Genomic DNA, 19,114 nt, shown 5'->3' with positions numbered 1-19,114 from the left:
CCTGCCGTTCAATGCATGCCTACGACGTCCGAGCTACGACGTCCGAGCGCCTTCCGCGCGGCCCTCCTTGACCCTACGTAGCTACATGACCATAATCCTGGTCATGTCGACCCAGTCGCTGGCTTCCGTGAAGGCACACTTCAGCCACATCATCGACGAGGTCGCCGGGACGCATGAACGCGTGACCGTAACCAAGAACGGCAGCCCGGTCGCCGTGATCCTCGCCGTCGAGGACTACGAATCGCTGGTCGAGACCCTCGAGATCCTCTCCGACCCCAAGGCCACGGTCGAGATCCGGAAGGCCGAGTCCCAGATGGACGACGGCGAGGTATACGACGAAGCCGACGTACGTGCCGCACTGGCGGCACGCCGGCGGTGAGCCACCAGCAGACCTTCACCGTCGTCCTGTCTGCGGCGGCCAAGCGCGCCATCGAACGGGACCTCCCTGAAGCGGTCGCCGTCGCTGTCGTCGACTTCTTGTTCGGGCCGCTCGCCGCCGATCCTCATCGAGTCGGCAGGCCCTTGCGGTTCGATCTGGAGGGCTACTGGTCCGCCCGCAGGGGCCAGTACCGGGTGGTCTACTCGATCCACGATGACCAAGTCCTGGTACGGGTCGTCCGCATCTCGCACCGCGCCGACGCCTACGGCTGACAACCGCCATCAGCGGCGAGGGTCGATGGCCGTGTGCGTACGTAGCGTGGCGCCTCTCGGACACCGAAGACACGGCACTGACGTCGACCGGTGCGGCGAAGCCGACAACGGTCCCGCGCCGCGGAGGTGCGTCCTGGGCAATGGCGAGGGCGCTGGAGGGCTCCGGTGTCCCGGTCTCCCAGGGAGCTCCGGCGTCAGGCGTTGTCGCTCGGACCCTTGCGTGCTGGACTGGGGCGCGTGACCCGCCTGCGCCAGCTCGTGCTCGCTGCACACGAGCGCGCATCGGTCGAGGAGGCGCTGAGGGCGCTCCTCGCCGCCTCCGTGGCGCACCACGACCCCGGCGTCGGGCGGTTCGGCCTCACCAACGTCGTCCTCGCGGCGGGCGGCGACTTCGTCGAGGTCGTGTCGCCCTCGGGGCCGGGTACGGCGGCCGGTCGGTGCAGGCACTCCGGATCCACTCGATGTCGGCGAGCGTGACGCCCGGGTCGAACATCGTGTTGATGATCCCGGCCAGATCGCCCGGAGCGCCGCCGACGGTGGCGAAGGCGAGGGGCTCGCTGGTGAGGAAGTCCGCCCACCACGCGGGATGGCGCACGGCCTGCAGGGCACTGCGCCACCGCAGCGACGGGGGGATGGTCATGCCGTGCCGGACGTCGCGCAGCCGGGCGCCCGCGACCGGCACGTCCACGGTCAGCACGAGCACGTCCATGCCGGCATCCCGGGCCAGCTGGAGACTGTCCCGGCTGCGGCCGCGGTCCCGGACGACGTAGAGCTGGAACCAGTTCCACCCCTCCGGGGCGGCTGCGGCGACGTCGGTGGCGGACGTGGTCCCCATCGTCGACAGCGTGTAGGGGACCCCGGCCGCTGCAGCGGCGCGGGCGACGGCCGACTCGCCCTCGCGGTGCATCATCCGGGTGAAGCCCGTCGGGCCCAGCACGAGCGGGAGAGCGATGCTGCGCCCGAGCACGTCCGTGCTGGTGGACACGGTGCCGACGTCGCGGAGGACACGCGGTCGGAAGGTGACCCGGTCGAACGCCTCGACGGACGCCCGGAGCGAGCGCTCGCTCTCAGCAGCGCCATCGACGTAGTCGAAGACCATCCGGGGCGCGCGCCGGCGGGCGAGCAGCCGGAGATCGCCGATGTCTGCGGCCTGCGCGAGCCTCGTGGTGGTCGTCGGCAGGGTGGGGACGGGCGGGAGCATCGGGCGCAGCTCGCGCCACCGGGGGCGACGGCGCGGGCGGGCCGTGCTGGTCATGAGAGGTCCTCGTGGTCCGGGCGGGGTGGGGACGGCCGTCGAGCGGGGGCAGCCTGCATTCCTCGGATCATCGGACGTTCTCGGCCGATCCCGGCGGCAGGTCAGCTGCCGCTCTCGACCCCCAGGTACGCCTGCACGACGCGCTCGTCGGCGAGCAGCTCACCGGCCGGGCCGGAGTGCACGACCTCCCCGCTCTGCAGCACGTAACCGTGGTCGGCGGCGCGCAGCGCCCGGCGGGCGTTCTGTTCCACGAGCACGACCGTGGTCCCCGAGGCACGGATCTCCTCGATGACCCGGAACACCTCGGCGACGATCTTGGGCGCCAGCCCCATCGACGGCTCGTCCATGAGCATCACCTTCGGCCCGGCGATCAGAGCGCGGGCGATGGCCAGCATCTGCTGTTCGCCGCCGGACAGGGCACCGGCCGGCAGCGCCCGCCGGTCGGCCAGCACCGGGAACCGGTCGTACATGGCGTCGACGGAGCGCGCGCCGACGGTCCCCGAGTGCCAGCCGCCCATCTGGAGGTTCTCCTCGACGGTGAGCGTGGCGAGGATCTGACGCCCCTCCGGCACCTGCACCAACCCGCGGCCCACCAGTTTGTGCGCCGGCGTCCGGGTGATGTCCTGGCCCTCGAAGGTGATCCGCCCGCCGGCCGCCCGCAGCATGCCGGAAACGGCGTTGATGACCGAGGACTTGCCCGCCCCGTTCGCCCCGACCAGCGTCACCAGCGAGCCCTGCTGCGCCCGGAACGAGACGCCCCGGACCGCCTCCACCCGTCCGTAGGTCACCCGCAGGTCCTCCACGGTGAGGATGGGGTCGCTCATGTCGCCTCCCTCGGGCTGGTGTCCGGTGTGTCCAGGCTGCCGGCGTCACCGGGCCGCAGGTTCAGGACCGCATCCGGTGGCGCATCCTCGGCAGGAGTCGCGTCCGCGCGGGTCCCCTCGGCGAGCAGGCCGCCGTCCACGTCGTCGTCCGCCGAGCCCAGATAGGCCTCGATGACCGCGGGGTCGGCAGCGATCGCCTCCGGCGCACCGCTGGCGATGACCTCGCCGAAGTTGAGGACGACGACCCGGCTGCAGGTCTGCAGAACCATGCCGACGTTGTGCTCGATGAACAGGATGGTCAGCCCGTCCTGCGCCAGAGACCTGATCAGCTGCGACAGCTGCGCCGCCTCGACGTGGTTCATCCCGGCGGCCGGCTCGTCCAGGATCAGCAGGGACGGGTCGGACGCCAGCGCGCGGGCGATCTCGAGCCTGCGCTGGTCGCCGTAGGACAGGGCCTCGGCGCGGGTGGCGGCGAGCGAGGTCAGCCCGACCCGCTCCAGGCAGCGGGCCGCCTGCCGCAGCGCCGCCCGCTCGTCCCGGCGTGCCGACGGCAGCCAGAGCAGCCGCCGCAGGAAGGTCGGCCGGCTGACGAGGTGGGCGCCGACCAGGACGTTCTCCAGCGCCGACAGCCGGTTGAACAGCTTCGAGTGCTGGAACGTGCGGCTCACCCCCGCCGCCGCGATGCGGTGCACCGGCGTGCTGCCGATCGCCGTCCCGAGCACCGTCGCGCTGCCCGTGCTGGGTGGGACCAGGCCGCTGATCATGTTGACCAGGGTCGTCTTGCCGGCCCCGTTGGGGCCGATCAAGCCGACCACCTCACCGGCCCGGATCTCCAGGTCCACGCCACGGACGGCGTGCACCCCGCCGTACTCCTTGCCCAGCCCGGCGAGGGTGACCACCGGTTCGCCGGCCGCCGGGTGACGACGACCGGCCAGGCCGGCGGTGTCGTCGTCGGCCCCGGAGGGCATGCGCGTCCGGCGCGGGATGAGGCTCGCCAGACCACCGGGCAGGAACAGGATGACGACCAGCAGCAGCAGGCCGGCGAGGAACGGCCGGATCCAGCCGGCCTCCACCCCGACCGCCCGCTGGACCTCCGGGACGATCGTCTGGAACCCGCTGCCCAGCAGCGGCCCCAGGAACATCGTCGAACCACCGACCACCGCGGTGACCAGACCTTCGACGGCCGCCGTGAAGTCGAAGTCGCCGGGGGCGATGAGTCGGACGTAGTAGGCGTAGAGGACGCCGTACAGCCCGGCGACCGCCCCTGCCGTGACGAAGGCGGCGAGCCGGTGGCGGCCCACGTCGATGCCCATGGAGCGGGCGGCCAGCTCGTCCTCGCGGATGGCCTCCAGGGCGCGGCCGTACCGGGAACGGCCCATCCGCCAGAACCAGTAGGCCACCAGTGCGAGCGCCATCCACGCCATGCCGACGGTGAGGACCCGGGGTACCCCGAGGCCCTGGGCGCCACCGGTCCACTCCTGGTTGAGCAGCACCACCCGCACCGCCTCGGCGAACCCGAGGGTTGCGATGGCCAGGAAGACCCCGCGCAGGTGCATGGTCGGCAGGCCGAGGACGACGGCGGCGAGCGCGCCGACCGACATGCCGATCACCACGGCGATCAGCAGCGCAGGGACCTCGCCGACGTCGGCCCCGCTGGGTGCCAGGGAGGCCCCGGAGAACGCCGCCAGAGAGGCGAAGCCGGCCTGGCCGAGGCTGAGCTGCCCGGCGATCAGGACGGCGTAGAAGGAGTAGGCGAAGATCGCGCCCAGCGCGATGAAGGTCAGGGTGGTGGCGTACTGGTCCAGCATCAGACCTCCCGGACCTTCCGCGCGCCGAGCAGCCCCTGCGGGCGCAGCAGCAGGATCACGAACAGCAGGCCGAAGGCGATGACGTCCCTCCAGGACGAGCCGATGTACTGGACGGCGAACACCTCGGCCAGGCCCAGCAGCAGCCCGCCGATGAGCGCGCCGGGCAGCGAGCCCATGCCGCCGACGATGATGACGGCCAGGCCCTTGAGCTCGATCGCCGAACCCATGCCCAGCTGGGCGGTGTTCACGTTGATGGCGAACAGCACGCCGGCGACCGCGCCGAGCGCCGAGGAGATCGCGAAGGTGACCGCGGTGACCCGGTCGACGTCCACGCCGAGCACCCGCGCCGCCGTCGGGTTCTCCGCCACCGCGCGCATCCCGCGGCCCAGCCGCGTCCGGGTGACCATGTACGTGAGGCCCACCATGAGGGCGAGGGAGATCACGAGGATCACCACCTGCACGAGGGTCACCTGGGCGCCGGCGAACTCGAACCGGGTGTCCGGGAACGAGCCCGGCGGGAAGCGGCGGGTGTCCGGACCGTAGCGCCACTGCAGCAGCGCGACCAGCATGCCGGCGAGCGCGATGGAGGAGATCAGCCCGGCGAAGTGGGCGTCGGCCCGGCCCTTGAGCGGCCGGAACGCCACACGCTCGATGACCAGGCCCAAGACGGCGCCGAAGACGAACACGATCGGCAGGGCGGCCCAGAGGGACAGCCCACCCCGCTCGACCAGCTCGATGCCGACGAAGGCGGAAGCGGCGAAGACCGCGGGGTGCGCCAGGTTCAGCCGGTCGAGGATGCCGAAGACCAGCGTGAAGCCGATGGCGAACAACGCGTAGATCGAGCCGATGAAGATGCCGTTGAGGAGCTGCTGCACAGCGTTGCCTGTTCTCGTCGTGGGTGCCCGGGCACGGTAGTCGACACGTGCGACCGGGGCCTCGGTCCAAGGACCGGGGCCCCGGCGGGGTTGCCGAGCGGCGCCGGCCGGTCAGCCGGCCGGCGCCGTGTGCCGGGTCATTCGAGAACGGCGAACTCGCCGTCCTGGACCACCTGCACGACAGCCGGGTGGTCGGCGTCCCGGTTCTCGTCGATGGAGAACTCACCGAGGACGGTGGGCAGGTCCTCGATCTGCCCCAGCGCCTCCTGGATGTCGTCCCGCTCCGCGGAGCAGTTGGCGCGCACGGCCTGGTCGACCAGCTTGAGCCCGGTGTAGGCCTGGGCGGCGAACTGGTCGGGCTGCGCGCCGTACTCGGCCTCGTAGGCCTCGAGGAACGCCTGGTTCTCGGGGCTGTCGGACGAGGAGTTCCAGGCGGCGCCGACGACGACGCCCTCGGCCGCCTCGCCGGCGTCGGCCATCAGCTGCGGGTTGTTGAACCCGTTGCCACCGATGATCGGCACATCGATCCCGAGCTCACGGGCCTGGGTCACCAGCGGCACCGCGGCCTCGATCAGCCCCGAGACGACCAGCGCATCCGGATCGCTCTCCTGGGCCTGGGTCAGCAGGGCGCGGAAGTCGGTGTCGGACTTGGAGAAGGTGATCGTCTCGCTGACGTTCACGCCCTCCTCCTCGAGGGCGGCGGTGAACGCCTCGTACCCGGACTCGGTGAACGCGTCGTCGTTGCTGTACATGACGACGACGTCCTCCAGCCCGAACTGCTCGGTCGCCAGGGCGATCGTCTGCGGGATCACCGCCTGCTCGGTGAGGGAGTCGCGGAAGATGTAGTCACCGATCTCGGTGACGCCCGCGGCGGTGTTGGAGATGCCCAACACCGGGACGCCGGCATCCTGGGCGATCGGGTCGGCCTGGACGGCGGCGTTGGACAGCGTCGGCCCGATGATGAGACTCGCGTCGTCGGAGACGAACTGGTCGAACAGGGTGATGGCCTGCCGGGGGTCGGTCTGGTCGTCCTCGATCGTGAGGTCGTAGGTGACGCCGTCCTGCTCGGCGAGCTCCGCGGCGGCCAGCTCCAGGCCGCGCTGCTGGGACTCGCCGTAGCTGGCCGCTGCGCCGGTGAGGCTGAGCACCGCGCCGATGGGCACCTCGCCCTCGATGGTGCACGATTCGCCGCTGCCCTCGCCGGTCAGCCCCCCGGAGGCGGTGGAGTCCCCACCGCCGTCGCCGGAGGAGCAGGAGGCGAGGACGACGACCGCGGCGCCGGCCGCGGCAACGGTGTGGAGCTTGGTGCGCATGTCTCTCCCTTGTCGAGCACGACGACCACGTCGGCCCCGGCAAGGCGACCGCGCGTCCCCGGGGCGGGCGGGCGTGCCCGTGCCACCCGGACGTCGTGGGCCGACCGAGGCGGTCGGCCGGTTACGCGAGTCACAGTAGGCACTCGCTGCCCGCCCCTCGGCAGCGGCGGGCGAAGCGTGTGCAGAAACGTGACCCACCAGGACCGTGAGACGTGGGCGCATGGCCGACTGCTGGTCCGCCCGCAGAGGTCAGTACCGCGTCGTCTACTCCGTCCACGACGATGAAGTGCCCGTACGTGTCTTGCGCATCTCGCACCGGCTGACGCCTACGACTGAGGGTCCCGCCTGGTGAGGACCGGATGCCAGCCGACGTCTTCAAGGCGTGTGCGGAAGTACCGTTTCGCCGCTCGGACACCGAGTTCACCCCCACGGCCCCTCGCCCGTGGGGCCGCTGGTTGTACGTGTCGGCACGTGTGCGGACTGAACCGCCCCGGCTTCGGCCTCTGAACCGCCCGGGCCCAAGTCGACCGTCAGCCACCCGACGATGTCGGCGGCCGCGCCCTTCGTACCATCCGGAGCTTCCGCGGCGACCCGCTCCACGCCAGCGACGTTCAGCTCCTGCAGGTCTTCCTGCAGCAGTGCGGTCAGCTCATCGAGCAGGACCGGGAAAGGTGGCATTCCGACCCCGCCTTCCTGGACCAGCGGGGAACGCTCGAAAGGCTCGAGGACGAGCCCGGTCCGGGCCGAGTGGTCCCGCATCGTCGCCGACGGGCACGCGGGGAGCTGACGCGGACCGGGACCTCGAGATGACGTGGCTCTCGGAGCCTCAGGGGGAGAACTCTCGGAGCCTCAGGGGGAGAATGGGAGGGGTCCGAGCACCCCGGAGCGTCCATCCACACCGAGGCCGTCCCCTCCCACCGGAGCTCCCCATGGCACAGCGACTGCACCTCCCCCACCGCCAGAACACCACCTCCGCACAGTCCGAGGACCCGCCGCATCTCGGCGCCCGTGTGTACGCCGTGCAGCGCGCCGGCGCCGTTCTCGTGGCCCTGTTCCTCCTGCTCTTCGGTTTGTTGGGCTTCGCCAGCGACCAAGCGTTCTTCTCGACGCGTGGTCAATCGGTCCTGGGGATGTCCTCCAACGGCCTGCTGTCCACCCTCTCGGTGGTCGTCGCCGTCGTACTCCTCGCCGCCGCCGTCCGCAGTGCACGCACCGCATCGACGGTGATGCTCATCCTCGGCCCGCTGTTCCTGCTGTCGGCATTGGTGAACGCGATCGTCATCGGGACCCGCTTCAACTGGCTGGCCTTCGAGATGAGCAACGTCGTCTTCTCCGTCGTCGTCGGACTGCCCATGCTGCTCTTCGGGGCCTACGGCCGGATCAGTGGCAACCTCCCGTCCGACAGCCCGTACGCCCACCCCTCGACCGACAATGCGGACGTCGTCGACGAACGCCCCAGGACCCTGGAGGAGGTCGCCGCCGAAGAGGCGATGCGCGAGGCCGAGATCGCCGTCGTCCAGCACGCCGCCACTCCGGAGCAGCACCGCCGCGTCGAAGCGATGGCCCGGATGCACAACCGCCAGGATCGACGCCGGGTCTGGATGGAGCTCGACTCGGCGGGTCAGGACAGGGATCGCCGGGACGGGACGTCACCGGGTCCTGGGACGGCGCTCCCCCACCCGCGACCGGGCTGGCGCATGCCCTGGCGTCGAAGAGGTCCGGGCCCCGGCTGACGGATCCGTTCACTCGGGGGCAGGCGTGTGCGGAAGTGCCGTGTCCCCCTCGGACACCGTCGCGTCCCGGTGTTCCTACAGGCGAGGGCCCTGGGTGCTCCGATTCCCAGGTTCTCGAGGATCTCCTGACACCGCCGTGGTGACCATGCGTGCTGTCGAATGCGCCGAGCACCAGGGTGGTGCCTCGGAGCAGGTCCAGCGCCACCGACCCGCTGACCGCTCGGTGGTCGCTTCCCCCTGTCCTCGACACCCTCCCACTGCGGCGGACGGCGATGCGTTCCGATGTCTGGGTCGACGTCCCGCCACCGCAGCCGGCGCGCCTGCGTGTGCGGTGACGTCACCCCGCGAGACCGCTCGTCCGATGCGTGAAGTCACTGGCGGCGCACCTTTCCGCGGAGCAACCCGCACGCCTGATGGAAGATGCTGCGATGGAGGTGTTGAGCAGCCGCATCCTGCTGCGACCGACCGAGCCGGCGCGGTCACACGCGTTCTACGGCGACGTCCTCGGCCTGGCCGTCTACCGGGAGTTCGGCCCACCGGAGCATCGCGGCGTCGTCTACTTCCTGGGCAACGGCCTGCTGGAGGTCTCCGGTCATGCCGAGCAGCCACCCGTGGGGCTCGGCCTCTGGCTGCAGGTACGGGACGTCGCCCGGGAACACGAGCGGCTGGCGGACGCCGGTGTCACGATCACGCGACCGCCACGAGCAGAGCCCTGGGGACTGGTCGAGATGTGGATCGAGGATCCCGACGGCGTCCGGATCGCCGTGGTCGAGGTCCCCGACGACCACCCGCTGCGCTCCGACCAGCGCTGAACCATCATCGGGGCACGCCAACCGGCATGCCGGGCCGCCACCGGCGGGACAGTCGAGGTGCCGCCACGCCGCCCCGGACGCGGCGGGACCGCACCACGCCGGGGTCGGGCGAGGTGAACACCTACCGGTCACGGGTGCGCACAGCCCTGAACACGTACGGACGTGAAACGTGACCGGGAGCGGCCCATGCCCGGGGCCACGTGCTGGTGGACGCCGAGCGTGCTGGTGGCACTGGCGTGGCCCAAGCGCTCCGAGACCACCTCCACCAGGCGAGCTCAGCCCGCCCGGCGCCCGGCGGCCGGTTCCTGCGCGTGGGTGTCCCGGCTCAGCCGGCGCCACACCCAGCCAGCCGGCACCCGGTTCCCGGAGACCACGTACTCCCGGACGGAGTCCACCGTCAGCGTGGTCGCGAGCGCGCGGCGGGCAGCAGCCCACCCGGTCAGCAGCAGCTCGTCCCCCGGGGCCAGCAGGAAGTCCGCACCGGGGGTCGGCGTCGCCTGCCCCTCGCGCACGACCAACAGCACCAGTGCGTGCAGCTGCCGGTCGCGGTCGTCGGGGTTGCGCAGCAGGTCACCCAGGCGCGCGTCACCGCCGGCGAGCCAGCTCCCGAGCGCCGGTGCCGCCCGAGGGGTCAGTGGGAGCGTCCACAGCCCCTCCAGGTGTCGGCCGCACAACGCGGTGAGGCGCTCCACCAGCTCCGCCGCCCAGGCGTCGTCCTGCCGGGGCATCTCCTGGATGAAACGCCACAGCAGGGGCGTGGCCAGCTGGGCGTACACGTCCCGGGCGACCACCTCGGCGGGGACGAGCAAGGTGTCGATCCCCATCGCCGCGAACAGCGGGGCGCTGGCCGGCCGGTTCTGCCGGGCGCCGACGAACAGGCCGGGGTTGGCCCGGCGGGCGGCGGCCACGAGGGAGAGGTTGGTGATGTCGTTGTCCGTGCCCGCGACGAAGCCCACCGCGGTCGCCACTCCCGCACGGGCCAGCACGTCCGGGTCGACGCCGTCCCCCACCACGAGGTCGTCACCGGCGTCCTCATCGGCCCCGCCCGATCCCGGGTCGACGACGGTCACCGCGAGGCCCTCCGCGCGCAGGTCGGCGGCCAGCGACCGGCCGAGCCGGCCGTACCCGCAGACCACCCAACGGCCCTCCCGTGGTGGGTGGCTGAGGGCGGGCAGCTCCGCGCCCGGCCCGCGCTCGAGCCAGGTCAGCAGTCGATAGGTGGCCGGTGCGCGCGCGGCCAGGCACAGGTGGTCGCCGTAGCGGTCGAAGGGGTTGACCACGGAGGGCGAGCCGAAGGCCTGCATCCGCTCGGCCATCGCCACGGTCGTGGCCCGGGCGATGACCGGCAGCTCCGGACGGAGCAGGGCCGCGGCCATGACCACGGCGAGGTTGGCCTCGTCATCGTCGGTGAGGGCCACGACCGCCTCGCACGACGGGGAGCCCAGACCCATGACCGCGAGGTGGCCGGGGTCCCGGGCATCACCGGCCAGGGCGGGGATGTCGGCGTGGAAGGAGTCCAGTTCCAGGTCGTCGATCCGCTCGTCGGCCCGGTCGAGCACCACGAAGCGGCGGCCGAGCCCGTCGAGCGCGTGCCCGAGCAGCTCCCCGGCGCGCCCGTAGCCCGCCAGCAGCAGGAACGGTTCCCCCAACCGGCCGACCTTGCGGGTGACGTGCTGGAGGGCCAGGGCGGCGCGGAAGGCCCGGTCCTGCAGCAGGGCCAGCAGCGACCCGATGGCGTACGCCCAGCCGATCACGCTCAGGTAGATCGACACCATCGCCCACATCCGCTGGGCGGGGGTGAACGGGTACGGGATCTCGCCGAAGCCGATGGTCGTCGCGGTGTAACTCATGAAGTAGAAGGCGTCGAAGAAGCCCATCCGCCACGGTCGGCCGGCCGCGTCCTCGCCGGGGACCAGCGTCAGCCCCAGCACGCTCACCGCGAACACGACGATGAGCACGATCAGGGGGGCGCGCATCCGCCGCAGCACGAGGAACACCGGGGCCGACGCCTCGGCGTGCGGTACGGCGACCTCGGGCGGCGGGGGTCCGCCGGCCCGCCGGCCGTCGTCGTCCCACGCGAGCAGGCGCCACCACATCAGCAGCAGGGGGTTGCCCATGACGCCCTCCGATCACCCGCGGTGGAACGACGCCGTCTCCACGACCAGCAGCACGACCGAGACCAGGTTCGCCAACAACGCGCCACCGGACAGCGACACGATGCTCGCCGTCGTGGCGGCGGTGAGGCCGGCGGTGGAGACGTAGGCCGCGTAGCCGAGCACGAGGGCGGCGGCGATGAGCTGGAGGTCGGCGACGAGACTCGTGGCCAGGTGCACCGCGCCGAGCTGCGTGCGGTCGCCGAACTTGAGCACGGTCGCGATGAGGTTGACGACGACCGCGGCGAACAGCTCGTACCGGTTGTGCAACGTCGGGTCGTCGATGTCGCCGAGGAAGAACCCGAAGTTCAGGGTGGCGGCGAGCACGACGAAGAACCCGAACACGACCTTCTCGAGGTTCACCCCGCCCCCCCATCGCCGACCGGGGCCGCCGCGCGCCGCCGCGCAACGTGTCCCGGCGGCATCGTGCACCCACGGCGGGGTCCGGCGCAGCAGCAACCGCCCTGCCGCCGATCAGCTGCACCGGTCGACACGGTGCCGCACGGTCCCTGCACATGCCGCCCGGTGGACCCATGCGCCATCACCGCACCAGAGCCGCCAGGTCACCGATGACCTCCGACGGACCAGGACGACGTCGAGGTCCGCGTCCCTCGCGGCATCGACCACCCGCATCATCAGCCGATCCGGTCGCGGGTCAGCGCAGTGCATCGGGCTCGCCACCGAGCGGCAGCGCGCCGCAGCCATGCCCTCCATCTGCTCGACGAGCTACCTGCTCGACGAGCCGATGTCGGGCCTGCACGGCGGTTCGCGGACTCCTGATGGCCCGGGGCGATCACCCGGACCTGGCCGGCTGGAACACCGAGAGCGTCTGGCCGTTGCAAGCAGATGAACGCTCAACTTCATGGCGACAGGAGGGCTCATCCATGACCACGCAGCTCTACGGCACCCATCTCCTCCCCCGGGTGCGCGAGCTCCTCGCCGCCGGCGACGACGTGCCGGCCGCCGAGCCGGAGGTGCAGGCATGACCACGCTGGGCATCCTCGGCGCCGGCAAGGTGGGCACCGTGCTGGCCCGACTCGCGCTCGCGAACGGGTACGACGTGCTGGTCGCCGGCTCGGGCGACCCAGCGAAGATCGCGTTGACCGTCGAGGTGCTCGTCCCGGGGGCGACCCCGACGACCGCGGCTGATGCCGCACTCAAGGCGGATGTCGTCGTCCTGGCCCTGCCGCTGGGCAAGTACCGCACCCTGCCGGTCGAGGCACTGGCCGGGAAACTGGTCATCGACGCGATGAACTACTGGTGGGAGGTCGATGGCGTCCGCGACGACCTCACCGATCCGCGCACCTCCACCAGCGAGGTCGTGCAGGTCTTCCTGCCGGAGTCCCGGGTGGTGAAGGCGTTCAACCACATGGGTTACCACGACCTGGAAGGCGAGACCCGCCCCGTCGGCGATCCCGGCCGGAAAGCGATCGCGATCGCCGGGGACGAGATCGCCGACCTCGACACCGTTGCCCGGATCGTCTCCGACCTGGGTTTCGACGCGGTCGTCGCCGGCCCTCTGGCGCACGGCGTGCGCCTCGAACCGCGAACGGAGCCCTTCGGCGCCGACGTCGACGCCGAGCAGCTGCGCGCGATGATCGATCGGTTCCCCGCCTCCGACCGCGGCCGGGAGGTCATCGCCGCTCGCCGGTGACCTGGCTGCACTGCCGGTCAGCTCCTGGCGCCGACACCGCGAGCCGTGTGCGGATGTGGCGTGTCGCCCCTCGGACACCACGGAGTGGGAGCTGTCCCATTCGCACAGCCGGTGACGCATCGGCAGCAGGTCGCAGCCGCCGACATCCCTGCGCCCGGGGCATCCCGACGGACGTCCGCGCAGCGCCGGCCGCCGTCGGTTCGGCCGGTGGGGGCTGGCCGGCGGGGGCTGGCCGGCGGCCAGGAGGACATGGTCTTGACGTCGCGCTGGACCACGTCGCGGCGGGCGCCCCCGCCGGACGCGGCTCCACGCGATGGCGAGCCGGCTCAGCCGACCGGCACCGGCACCCGCGCGGGAGTCGCCTCGACCTCGCCCGCCACCCGCACCACGGGGAGCAGCCGGTCGAGCCACCCCGGCAGCCACCAGTTGGCCTTGCCGAGCAGCGCCATCGTCGCCGGCACGAGCACCATGCGCACCAGCGTCGCATCGAGCGCGATGGCGACGGCGAGCCCCAGGCCGATCATCTTGACGAACGGGTCCGGGGTCGCGACGAACGACAGGAACACCGCCGTCATGATCAGCGCTCCGCAGGTGATGACGCGGGCGCTGGACGCCAACCCGCGCGCGACCGCCTCGACGGTGTCCCCGGTGGCGTCGTAGGCCTCGCGGATGCGCGAGACGAGGAAGACCTCGTAGTCCATCGACAGGCCGAACAGCACGGCGAAGAAGATGGCCGGCAGCGGCGAGGCGATGAGGTGGGTGCCCTCGAGCCCGATCAGGCCGCCGAGCCAACCCCACTGGAAGACCGCGACCACGACGCCGTAGGCCGCGCCGATCGACAGCAGGTTCATGACCACGGCCTTGAGGGCGACCGTGACGGACCGGAACACCACGACCAGCAGCAGGAACGACGCGGCCAGGACCGACCCCAGGAGCAGCGGCAGGGTCGAGCCGAGCGAGGTGTCCAGGTCGATCGCGAGGGCGGCCTGGCCCGTCACGTGCACGCCGTCGGGCGCGCCGGACCGGATCCGCTCCAACGTCTGCGCCGTGGCCGGGTCGGCCGGCGCGGTGGTCGGCAGCGCCGTCAGCACGGCGGTGTCGCCGTCCGTGGAGAGCCTCGGTTCGGCGACCGAGCCGATGCCGGGGTCGGCCGCGATGCGCTCGGCGAGCAGCGGGACGTCGTCCACGCCCAGGCCGGAGCCGGAGAGGTCGGCGACGACGAGCAGCGGCGCGTTCATGCCGGGCCCGAATCCCTCGGCGAGCAGGTCGTGCGCCTGCCGGTGTGTGGTGCCCACCGGCGCGTCGCCGGCGTCGGGGAAGCCGGTCCTCATCGACAGCGCGGGCGCGGCCAGCGTTAGGAGCAGCAGCGACGCCACGACGAGGTACGGCCAGGGCCGCGCGGAGATGCGGTGGGACAGCCGCCACCAGGTGGTCGCCTCGACGGGACGCGCGGGACGGCGCCGGCCGACGACGCGTCCGGCGTCGATGCGGTCGCCGAGCAGCGACAGCAGCGCGGGGAGCAGGGTGAGCGCCGTCGCCACGGCGACCAGCACGACGAGCGACGTCGCGAGGCCGATCGACGCGAGCACGCCCATGCCGGTCAACACGAGGGCGGCCATGGCGAGCACCACGGTGACGCCGGCGAAGAACACCGCGGTACCCGAGGTGCCCATCGCGGCCGACAGGGCCGTCGCGTTGTCCTGGCCGGCGATCCGGTTCTCGCGGTAGCGGGACACCAGGAACAGCGCGTAGTCGATGCCGACGCCGAGCCCGACCATCGCGGCGATCACGGGCCCCGAGCTGGAGACGTCCATCGCTCCGGCGAGCACGGTGATGCCGCTGAGCCCGGCGGCCACCGCGACCAGCGCCAGCGCGATCGGCACGAGCGCGGCCACCACCGTGCCGAACGCGACGACGAGGACGACCAGCGCGACGAGGACGCCGACCGCCTCGGCGCCCGACGGCTCGGGCTCGGTGGTGAGGAACACCGCCGCACCGCCGACCTCAGCGGTGAGCCCGGCGTCGCGCGCCGGGGCGAGGGCCGCGGCGAGCGCCTCGGCCGGCTCCGGCCCGAGCTCTCCGGACGGCGCGTCCAGGACGATGTCGGCGAAGCCGATCCGCCCGTCGGGCGAGACGGCGCCGCCCGCGAAGGGCTCGGTCACCGTGGTGACGCGCTCCACCGCGCGCAGCTGGACGAGCGTCGCCTCCACGTCGGCCCGGTAGCCGGTGAGGAGCTCGCCCTCGGGCGCCGCGAACACCGCGACGGCGGAGCCGACGGCCGCCTCGGGGAAGCCCTGCTCGAGCAGCTCGGTGGCGGCGGCGCTGTCGCTGCCACGCACCGTCAAGTCATCGAGGTAGGCGCCGCCGAGCGTGCTCGAAAGCGCGACGACGAGCGCGGCGACCAGTGCCCAGACGCCGATCGTCCGCTTCGGGCGGCGGGCGCTCGCGGTGCCGATCCGTCGGATCCAGCCGTTCATGGTCGCTCCAGGGAGTCGGGAGGAGGCGGTCACCACGGACTGTCCGCGCGAGCCGCGCTGCCGTCGCCCGGCGCGGGACGGGCCCGGGGCGGCGCCGTCTCCCCCTGGAGGAGGAGACCGGTGCCCGTCTCCGGACCGGCGACAGCAGCGCCGGGCGCGCCTACGTTCAGCGCATGCGACCCGGCCCGTTCACGCGCTGGCCGCGGGCGGCCGACGCCGTCCTCGCCGCGGTGCTGTTCGTGCTCACGCTGCTCTTCACGACCGGGCCGGACGACTCGTGGGTGCTACGCGACCTCGGCGACGTCCCGCTCTGGGTCGTGCTGCTGTTCGCCGTCGGCAGCGGCGCGCTGTACTGGCGCCGCCACGCACCTGTCGTCGTCCTCGCCGTCGTCCTCGCCGCGTGGGCGCTGACGCTCGGCAGCGGCCACGCCGACCTCGGCGGCCATGCGCTCTTCGCGCTCTACGCCCTCGGGCGCTACGGGTCGGTCGAGCGGTGGGGACACGTCGGGGTCGACGTCGCGCTCGTCGTGCTCGTGCTCGACGGGGTCACCGGCGACGTCCCGTGGAGCGGGGTCGCGTTCGGCGTCGTCATCTTCTTCGCTGTCTGGTACGTCGGACGTCGGCTGCGGCTGCGCGCCGAGCGCGCCGTGCTGGAGGAGCGCGAGCTGCGGGAGCGGGAGCGTCGCATCGTGACCGAGGAGCGGTCCCGCATCGCACGCGAGCTGCACGACGTCGTCGCGCACCGGGTGAGCCTGATGACGGTCCAGGCCGGCGCGGCGAAGACCGTCGCGTCAGCCGACCCGGAGGCGGCGGCGCGCGCCATGGGCGCCGTCGAGGAGGCCGGCCGGCAGGCGCTGGACGAGCTGCGTCACCTGCTCGGCGTGCTGCGTCCCTCGGCCGGATCAGGGGACACCGAGCCGCAACCGGGTCTGGCCGACCTCCCCGCGCTGGTGGCGCGGATGCGCGAAGCGGGTCTGGACGTCGATCTGGACATCGACGGCGTGACCCCCGTGCTGCCCGCGCGGGTGGAGCTGTCGGCGTACCGCATCGTGCAGGAGTCCCTGACGAACGTGGTGAAGCACGCGGGTCCCGGCGCGCGCACCGGCGTCCGGCTCACGACCGAGGGACGGGACCTCGTCGTCGAGGTGCGCGACGACGGCAGCGGGGCGACGTCCCTGCCCGGCGCCGGGCACGGCATCGTCGGCATGCGCGAGCGCGCGCAGCTGCTCGGCGGCTCCCTCGACGTCGGCCCGCGTCCGGACGGCGGGTTCGCCGCGCGGGCCCGCCTGCCGCTCGACGGCGGGGCGGCATGACGATCCGGGTGGCCGTCGTCGACGACCAGGCGCTCGTGCGTGGCGCGTTCGCGATGGTGCTGGACCACCAGCCGGACATCGAGGTCGTCGCGGGGGCCGGCACCGGCATCGAGGCGATCGACGTCGCCCGCCGGCACCGGCCCGACGTCGTGCTGATGGACATCCGCATGCCGGAGATGGACGGCCTGGAGGCCACGGCGCGCATCGTCGCCGAGCTGGGCGACGCGGTGCGGGTGCTCATCCTCACGACGTTCGAGCCGGACGAGTACGTCTACCGGGCGCTGCGCGCGGGAGCGAGCGGCTTCGTCCTCAAGGACCTGCCGCCCGAGCAGCTCGTCGTCGCCGTCCGCACGGTCGCCGACGGCGGTGCGCTGCTGGCGCCGTCGATCACCCGGCGGCTGATCGAGCGGTTCGCGGCGCAGCGCGCGCCCGACACCGCCCTCGCCGGACGGCTGGAGAGCCTGACCGCCCGCGAGCGCGACGTCGTCACCGCCATCGCGAGGGGGCGGAGCAACGCCGAGATCGCGCGCGAGCTGTACATCGGTGCGGCGACGGTGAAGTCGCACGTGTCGAGCGTCCTCACAAAGCTCGGCCTGCGCGACCGCGCCCAGGTGGTGGTGTTCGCCTACGAGGCGGGGCTCGTCGAGCCGGGCGCCTGAACGCCGGGCGCGGGTCCTGCTGGGCCTCCACCGCCATCCGCGTCGCCCACTCGATCAGCGCCGCGCGCGGCGGGAACGACGCTGCGGTCACCGCGCCGTCGACCCTGGATGGGGTGGGCCGTGTCCGCGAGGATGAGGGCACGCCGGCCGCGGACGGGACACGGGTGCGGAGGGGACGGGCGAGGGACCATGGACGAACTGGTGCGCAGCGGGGTCCGCTGGACCGCCACCCACGGAGCGATGCGGATGGCCCTCCGGGCACGGGCCCGCGGGGGCAACGCGGACGCCCAGGTGATGGTCGCCCCGGCCCTCCGCGCGGACCCGTACCCGCACTACGAACGGCTGCGGACGGCGGACCCCTTCGCCGACGGGGCCCTGGCCCGCATCAGCGTCCACCACGACGTGTGCACCGACGTGCTGCGCAGCGAGGACTTCGGGCAGATCGGCGGGTTCCGGACCCAGGGGCTGCCGTCGGTGTTGCGGCTGGCGCTCCGGCTGGCCGGCGACCGACCGGGGGTGAGCCCCATCGACCCGCCGTCGATGGTCGCCGTCGACCCGCCCGAGCACACCCGCTACCGGCGGCTGGTCAGCCGGGCGTTCAGCGCCCGGGCCGTCGCGGGGTTGCGCGAACGCACCCGGGAGATCGCCGACGAGCTCCTCGACGGGCTCGAGGACGAGGCCGCGCGGCACGGCGGGCAGGTGGACCTCGTCGCCCGCTACGCCAGCCTCCTCCCGGTCACCGTCATCTCCGAGATGCTCGGCGTCCCGGTGGCGATGCGGGAGCAGTTCCTCGCCTGGGGCGACCGCGCCGCCCCGGTCCTGGACATGGGCGTGGACTGGTCGACCCACCGCGACGTCGAGCGCAGCATCGTCGAGCTCGACGCGTGGTGGCGGGGGCACCTGCAGTCGCTGCGCCGGAACCCGGGCACGGACATGCTCTCCAGCCTGGTCACCATGGTCGACGACGACGGTGCCGGCCTCACCGAGACGGAGCTGCGGGCCACCGCCGCGTTGGTCGTCGGCGCCGGCTTCGAGACCACCGTCAACCTCATCGGCAACGGGGCCGCCCTCCTGTTCGCCCATCCCGACCAGCGCCGGCGGCTCGCCGAGGACCCGTCGCGGTGGCCGACCGCGGTCGACGAGGTGCTCCGCTTCGATCCCCCCGTGCAGCGGACCGGCCGCCGGGCCAGGAAGCACACCACCGTCCACGGGGTCCCCGTCGCCGAGGGCGAGTGGCTGGTCCTGCTGCTCGCCGCAGCCAACCGGGACCCCCGGGTGTTCCCCGATCCGCACGTCTTCGACGTCGCGCGCCCCAACGCCCGCGAGCACCTCGCCTTCGCCAGCGGCATCCACTTCTGCCTCGGCGCCGCGCTCGCCCGGATGGAGGGCGAGATCGCGCTGCGCGCGCTGTTCGAGCGCTTCCCCGACCTGCGGCCCGCGGGCTCCGGCCACCGCCGCGGCACCGTCGTCCTGCGTGGCTACGAGTCCCTGCCGGCGATCCTCGGCCGACAGGCCTGAGGGCCTTCGGGACCGGGGCGACACCCGGTCCACCGCGCCGCCTCGTGTGCCGACCAGTAGCGGACCGTG

At 72.8% G+C, this 19,114-nt stretch carries 17 protein-coding genes; 9 read left to right on the top strand and 8 right to left on the bottom strand.

All coding sequences use genetic code 11. The features are described 5' to 3' along the window. The first annotated feature begins 85 nt into the window (after nt 1-85). Entirely contained in the window at nt 86-379 is a 294-nt protein-coding gene (locus tag O2W16_RS08715) for a type II toxin-antitoxin system Phd/YefM family antitoxin (RefSeq protein WP_269158422.1), read from the top strand. After that, nucleotides 376-651 carry a type II toxin-antitoxin system RelE family toxin gene (locus tag O2W16_RS08710; RefSeq protein WP_269158421.1) on the top strand — a complete coding sequence of 92 codons (276 nt, stop codon included), beginning with the start codon at nt 376-378 and terminating at the stop codon, nt 649-651. Before O2W16_RS08715 ends, O2W16_RS08710 begins: the two co-directional genes overlap by 4 nt. A gap of 358 nt (nt 652-1,009) precedes the next feature. On the opposite strand, the gene O2W16_RS08705 is transcribed toward O2W16_RS08710, so the two are convergent. The 5 genes from O2W16_RS08705 to O2W16_RS08685 all read right to left on the bottom strand — a co-directional run bounded on the left by O2W16_RS08705 (nt 1,010) and on the right by O2W16_RS08685 (nt 6,726). After that, complete coding sequence (locus tag O2W16_RS08705; RefSeq protein ID WP_269158420.1) at nt 1,010-1,906, bottom strand: alpha-hydroxy acid oxidase; 897 nt, start codon at nt 1,904-1,906, stop codon at nt 1,010-1,012. Between the two features lie 101 nt (nt 1,907-2,007). Continuing rightward, a complete protein-coding gene (locus O2W16_RS08700) occupies nt 2,008-2,730 on the bottom strand; it encodes an ABC transporter ATP-binding protein (RefSeq protein WP_269158419.1) in 723 nt (240 codons plus the stop codon). After that, nucleotides 2,727-4,538 (bottom strand): branched-chain amino acid ABC transporter ATP-binding protein/permease, encoded by a 1,812-nt coding sequence (locus O2W16_RS08695; protein WP_269158418.1) that lies wholly within the window; start codon nt 4,536-4,538, stop codon nt 2,727-2,729. The genes O2W16_RS08700 and O2W16_RS08695 overlap by 4 nt, the downstream gene beginning before the upstream one ends. Continuing rightward, a complete protein-coding gene (locus O2W16_RS08690; RefSeq protein ID WP_269158417.1) occupies nt 4,538-5,413 on the bottom strand; it encodes a branched-chain amino acid ABC transporter permease in 876 nt (291 codons plus the stop codon). Before O2W16_RS08690 ends, O2W16_RS08695 begins: the two co-directional genes overlap by 1 nt. 137 nt (nt 5,414-5,550) lie before the next feature. Continuing rightward, on the bottom strand, nt 5,551-6,726 hold the full coding sequence (locus O2W16_RS08685; protein WP_269158416.1) for an ABC transporter substrate-binding protein: 1,176 nt from the start codon (nt 6,724-6,726) through the stop codon (nt 5,551-5,553). Between the two features lie 220 nt (nt 6,727-6,946). Between O2W16_RS08685 and O2W16_RS08680 the strand changes: the two genes are divergently transcribed. The 3 genes from O2W16_RS08680 to O2W16_RS08670 all read left to right on the top strand — a co-directional run bounded on the left by O2W16_RS08680 (nt 6,947) and on the right by O2W16_RS08670 (nt 9,271). Continuing rightward, on the top strand, nt 6,947-7,078 hold the full coding sequence (locus O2W16_RS08680) for a type II toxin-antitoxin system RelE family toxin (protein ID WP_269158415.1): 132 nt from the start codon (nt 6,947-6,949) through the stop codon (nt 7,076-7,078). Between the two features lie 577 nt (nt 7,079-7,655). Beyond that, complete coding sequence (locus O2W16_RS08675; protein ID WP_269158414.1) at nt 7,656-8,459, top strand: DUF4383 domain-containing protein; 804 nt, start codon at nt 7,656-7,658, stop codon at nt 8,457-8,459. A gap of 428 nt (nt 8,460-8,887) precedes the next feature. Further along, nucleotides 8,888-9,271, top strand: coding sequence for a VOC family protein (locus O2W16_RS08670; protein ID WP_269158413.1), 384 nt, complete (start codon nt 8,888-8,890; stop codon nt 9,269-9,271). A gap of 275 nt (nt 9,272-9,546) precedes the next feature. On the opposite strand, the gene O2W16_RS08665 is transcribed toward O2W16_RS08670, so the two are convergent. Both O2W16_RS08665 and O2W16_RS08660 read right to left on the bottom strand, forming a co-directional pair. Then, the gene (locus tag O2W16_RS08665) at nt 9,547-11,388 is read right to left on the bottom strand and encodes a potassium channel family protein (RefSeq protein WP_269158412.1); all 1,842 of its coding nucleotides are present in this window, start codon (nt 11,386-11,388) and stop codon (nt 9,547-9,549) included. Nucleotides 11,389-11,400: 12 nt separating this feature from the next. After that, nucleotides 11,401-11,787 (bottom strand): DUF6394 family protein, encoded by a 387-nt coding sequence (locus tag O2W16_RS08660; RefSeq protein ID WP_269158411.1) that lies wholly within the window; start codon nt 11,785-11,787, stop codon nt 11,401-11,403. Between the two features lie 619 nt (nt 11,788-12,406). Here O2W16_RS08660 and O2W16_RS08655 point away from each other — a divergent pair. Then, nucleotides 12,407-13,078 carry an NADPH-dependent F420 reductase gene (locus O2W16_RS08655; RefSeq protein ID WP_269158410.1) on the top strand — a complete coding sequence of 224 codons (672 nt, stop codon included), beginning with the start codon at nt 12,407-12,409 and terminating at the stop codon, nt 13,076-13,078. 326 nt (nt 13,079-13,404) lie between these two features. Here the strand turns inward: O2W16_RS08655 and O2W16_RS08650 are convergent, their stop codons facing one another. Continuing rightward, nucleotides 13,405-15,555, bottom strand: coding sequence for an MMPL family transporter (locus O2W16_RS08650; RefSeq protein ID WP_269158409.1), 2,151 nt, complete (start codon nt 15,553-15,555; stop codon nt 13,405-13,407). Nucleotides 15,556-15,728: 173 nt separating this feature from the next. Here O2W16_RS08650 and O2W16_RS08645 point away from each other — a divergent pair, with 173 nt between their 5' ends. From O2W16_RS08645 to O2W16_RS08635, 3 genes are all read left to right on the top strand, one after another. After that, nucleotides 15,729-16,868: a sensor histidine kinase gene (locus O2W16_RS08645; protein WP_269158408.1), complete on the top strand. Its 1,140-nt coding sequence runs from the start codon at nt 15,729-15,731 to the stop codon at nt 16,866-16,868. After that, nucleotides 16,865-17,527, top strand: coding sequence for a response regulator (locus tag O2W16_RS08640; RefSeq protein ID WP_269158407.1), 663 nt, complete (start codon nt 16,865-16,867; stop codon nt 17,525-17,527). The genes O2W16_RS08645 and O2W16_RS08640 overlap by 4 nt, the downstream gene beginning before the upstream one ends. 189 nt (nt 17,528-17,716) lie before the next feature. Then, nucleotides 17,717-19,045: a cytochrome P450 gene (locus O2W16_RS08635; protein ID WP_269158406.1), complete on the top strand. Its 1,329-nt coding sequence runs from the start codon at nt 17,717-17,719 to the stop codon at nt 19,043-19,045. The last annotated feature ends 69 nt before the right edge of the window (nt 19,046-19,114 follow it).

Origin of the sequence: Modestobacter sp. VKM Ac-2984 (assembly GCF_026967985.1) — a bacterium.
Classification (GTDB): domain Bacteria; phylum Actinomycetota; class Actinomycetes; order Mycobacteriales; family Geodermatophilaceae; genus Modestobacter.
The sequence above is the reverse complement of the archived record's forward strand: the minus strand, read 5'-3'. Positions and strand labels throughout refer to the sequence as shown.

Bases quoted from the DNA above. Each gene is read 5' to 3' on its own strand.
- O2W16_RS08650 (WP_269158409.1), bottom strand. From the start codon at position 15,555: ATGAACGGCTGGATCCGACGGATCGGCACCGCGAGCGCCCGCCGCCCG.
- O2W16_RS08675 (WP_269158414.1), top strand. From the start codon at position 7,656: ATGGCACAGCGACTGCACCTCCCCCACCGCCAGAACACCACCTCCGCA.
- O2W16_RS08635 (WP_269158406.1), top strand. From the start codon at position 17,717: ATGGACGAACTGGTGCGCAGCGGGGTCCGCTGGACCGCCACCCACGGA.
- O2W16_RS08670 (WP_269158413.1), top strand. From the start codon at position 8,888: ATGGAGGTGTTGAGCAGCCGCATCCTGCTGCGACCGACCGAGCCGGCG.
- O2W16_RS08700 (WP_269158419.1), bottom strand. From the start codon at position 2,730: ATGAGCGACCCCATCCTCACCGTGGAGGACCTGCGGGTGACCTACGGA.
- O2W16_RS08655 (WP_269158410.1), top strand. From the start codon at position 12,407: ATGACCACGCTGGGCATCCTCGGCGCCGGCAAGGTGGGCACCGTGCTG.
- O2W16_RS08680 (WP_269158415.1), top strand. From the start codon at position 6,947: ATGGCCGACTGCTGGTCCGCCCGCAGAGGTCAGTACCGCGTCGTCTAC.
- O2W16_RS08715 (WP_269158422.1), top strand. From the start codon at position 86: ATGACCATAATCCTGGTCATGTCGACCCAGTCGCTGGCTTCCGTGAAG.
- O2W16_RS08665 (WP_269158412.1), bottom strand. From the start codon at position 11,388: ATGGGCAACCCCCTGCTGCTGATGTGGTGGCGCCTGCTCGCGTGGGAC.
- O2W16_RS08705 (WP_269158420.1), bottom strand. From the start codon at position 1,906: ATGACCAGCACGGCCCGCCCGCGCCGTCGCCCCCGGTGGCGCGAGCTG.
- O2W16_RS08645 (WP_269158408.1), top strand. From the start codon at position 15,729: ATGCGACCCGGCCCGTTCACGCGCTGGCCGCGGGCGGCCGACGCCGTC.
- O2W16_RS08640 (WP_269158407.1), top strand. From the start codon at position 16,865: ATGACGATCCGGGTGGCCGTCGTCGACGACCAGGCGCTCGTGCGTGGC.
- O2W16_RS08685 (WP_269158416.1), bottom strand. From the start codon at position 6,726: ATGCGCACCAAGCTCCACACCGTTGCCGCGGCCGGCGCCGCGGTCGTC.
- O2W16_RS08695 (WP_269158418.1), bottom strand. From the start codon at position 4,538: ATGCTGGACCAGTACGCCACCACCCTGACCTTCATCGCGCTGGGCGCG.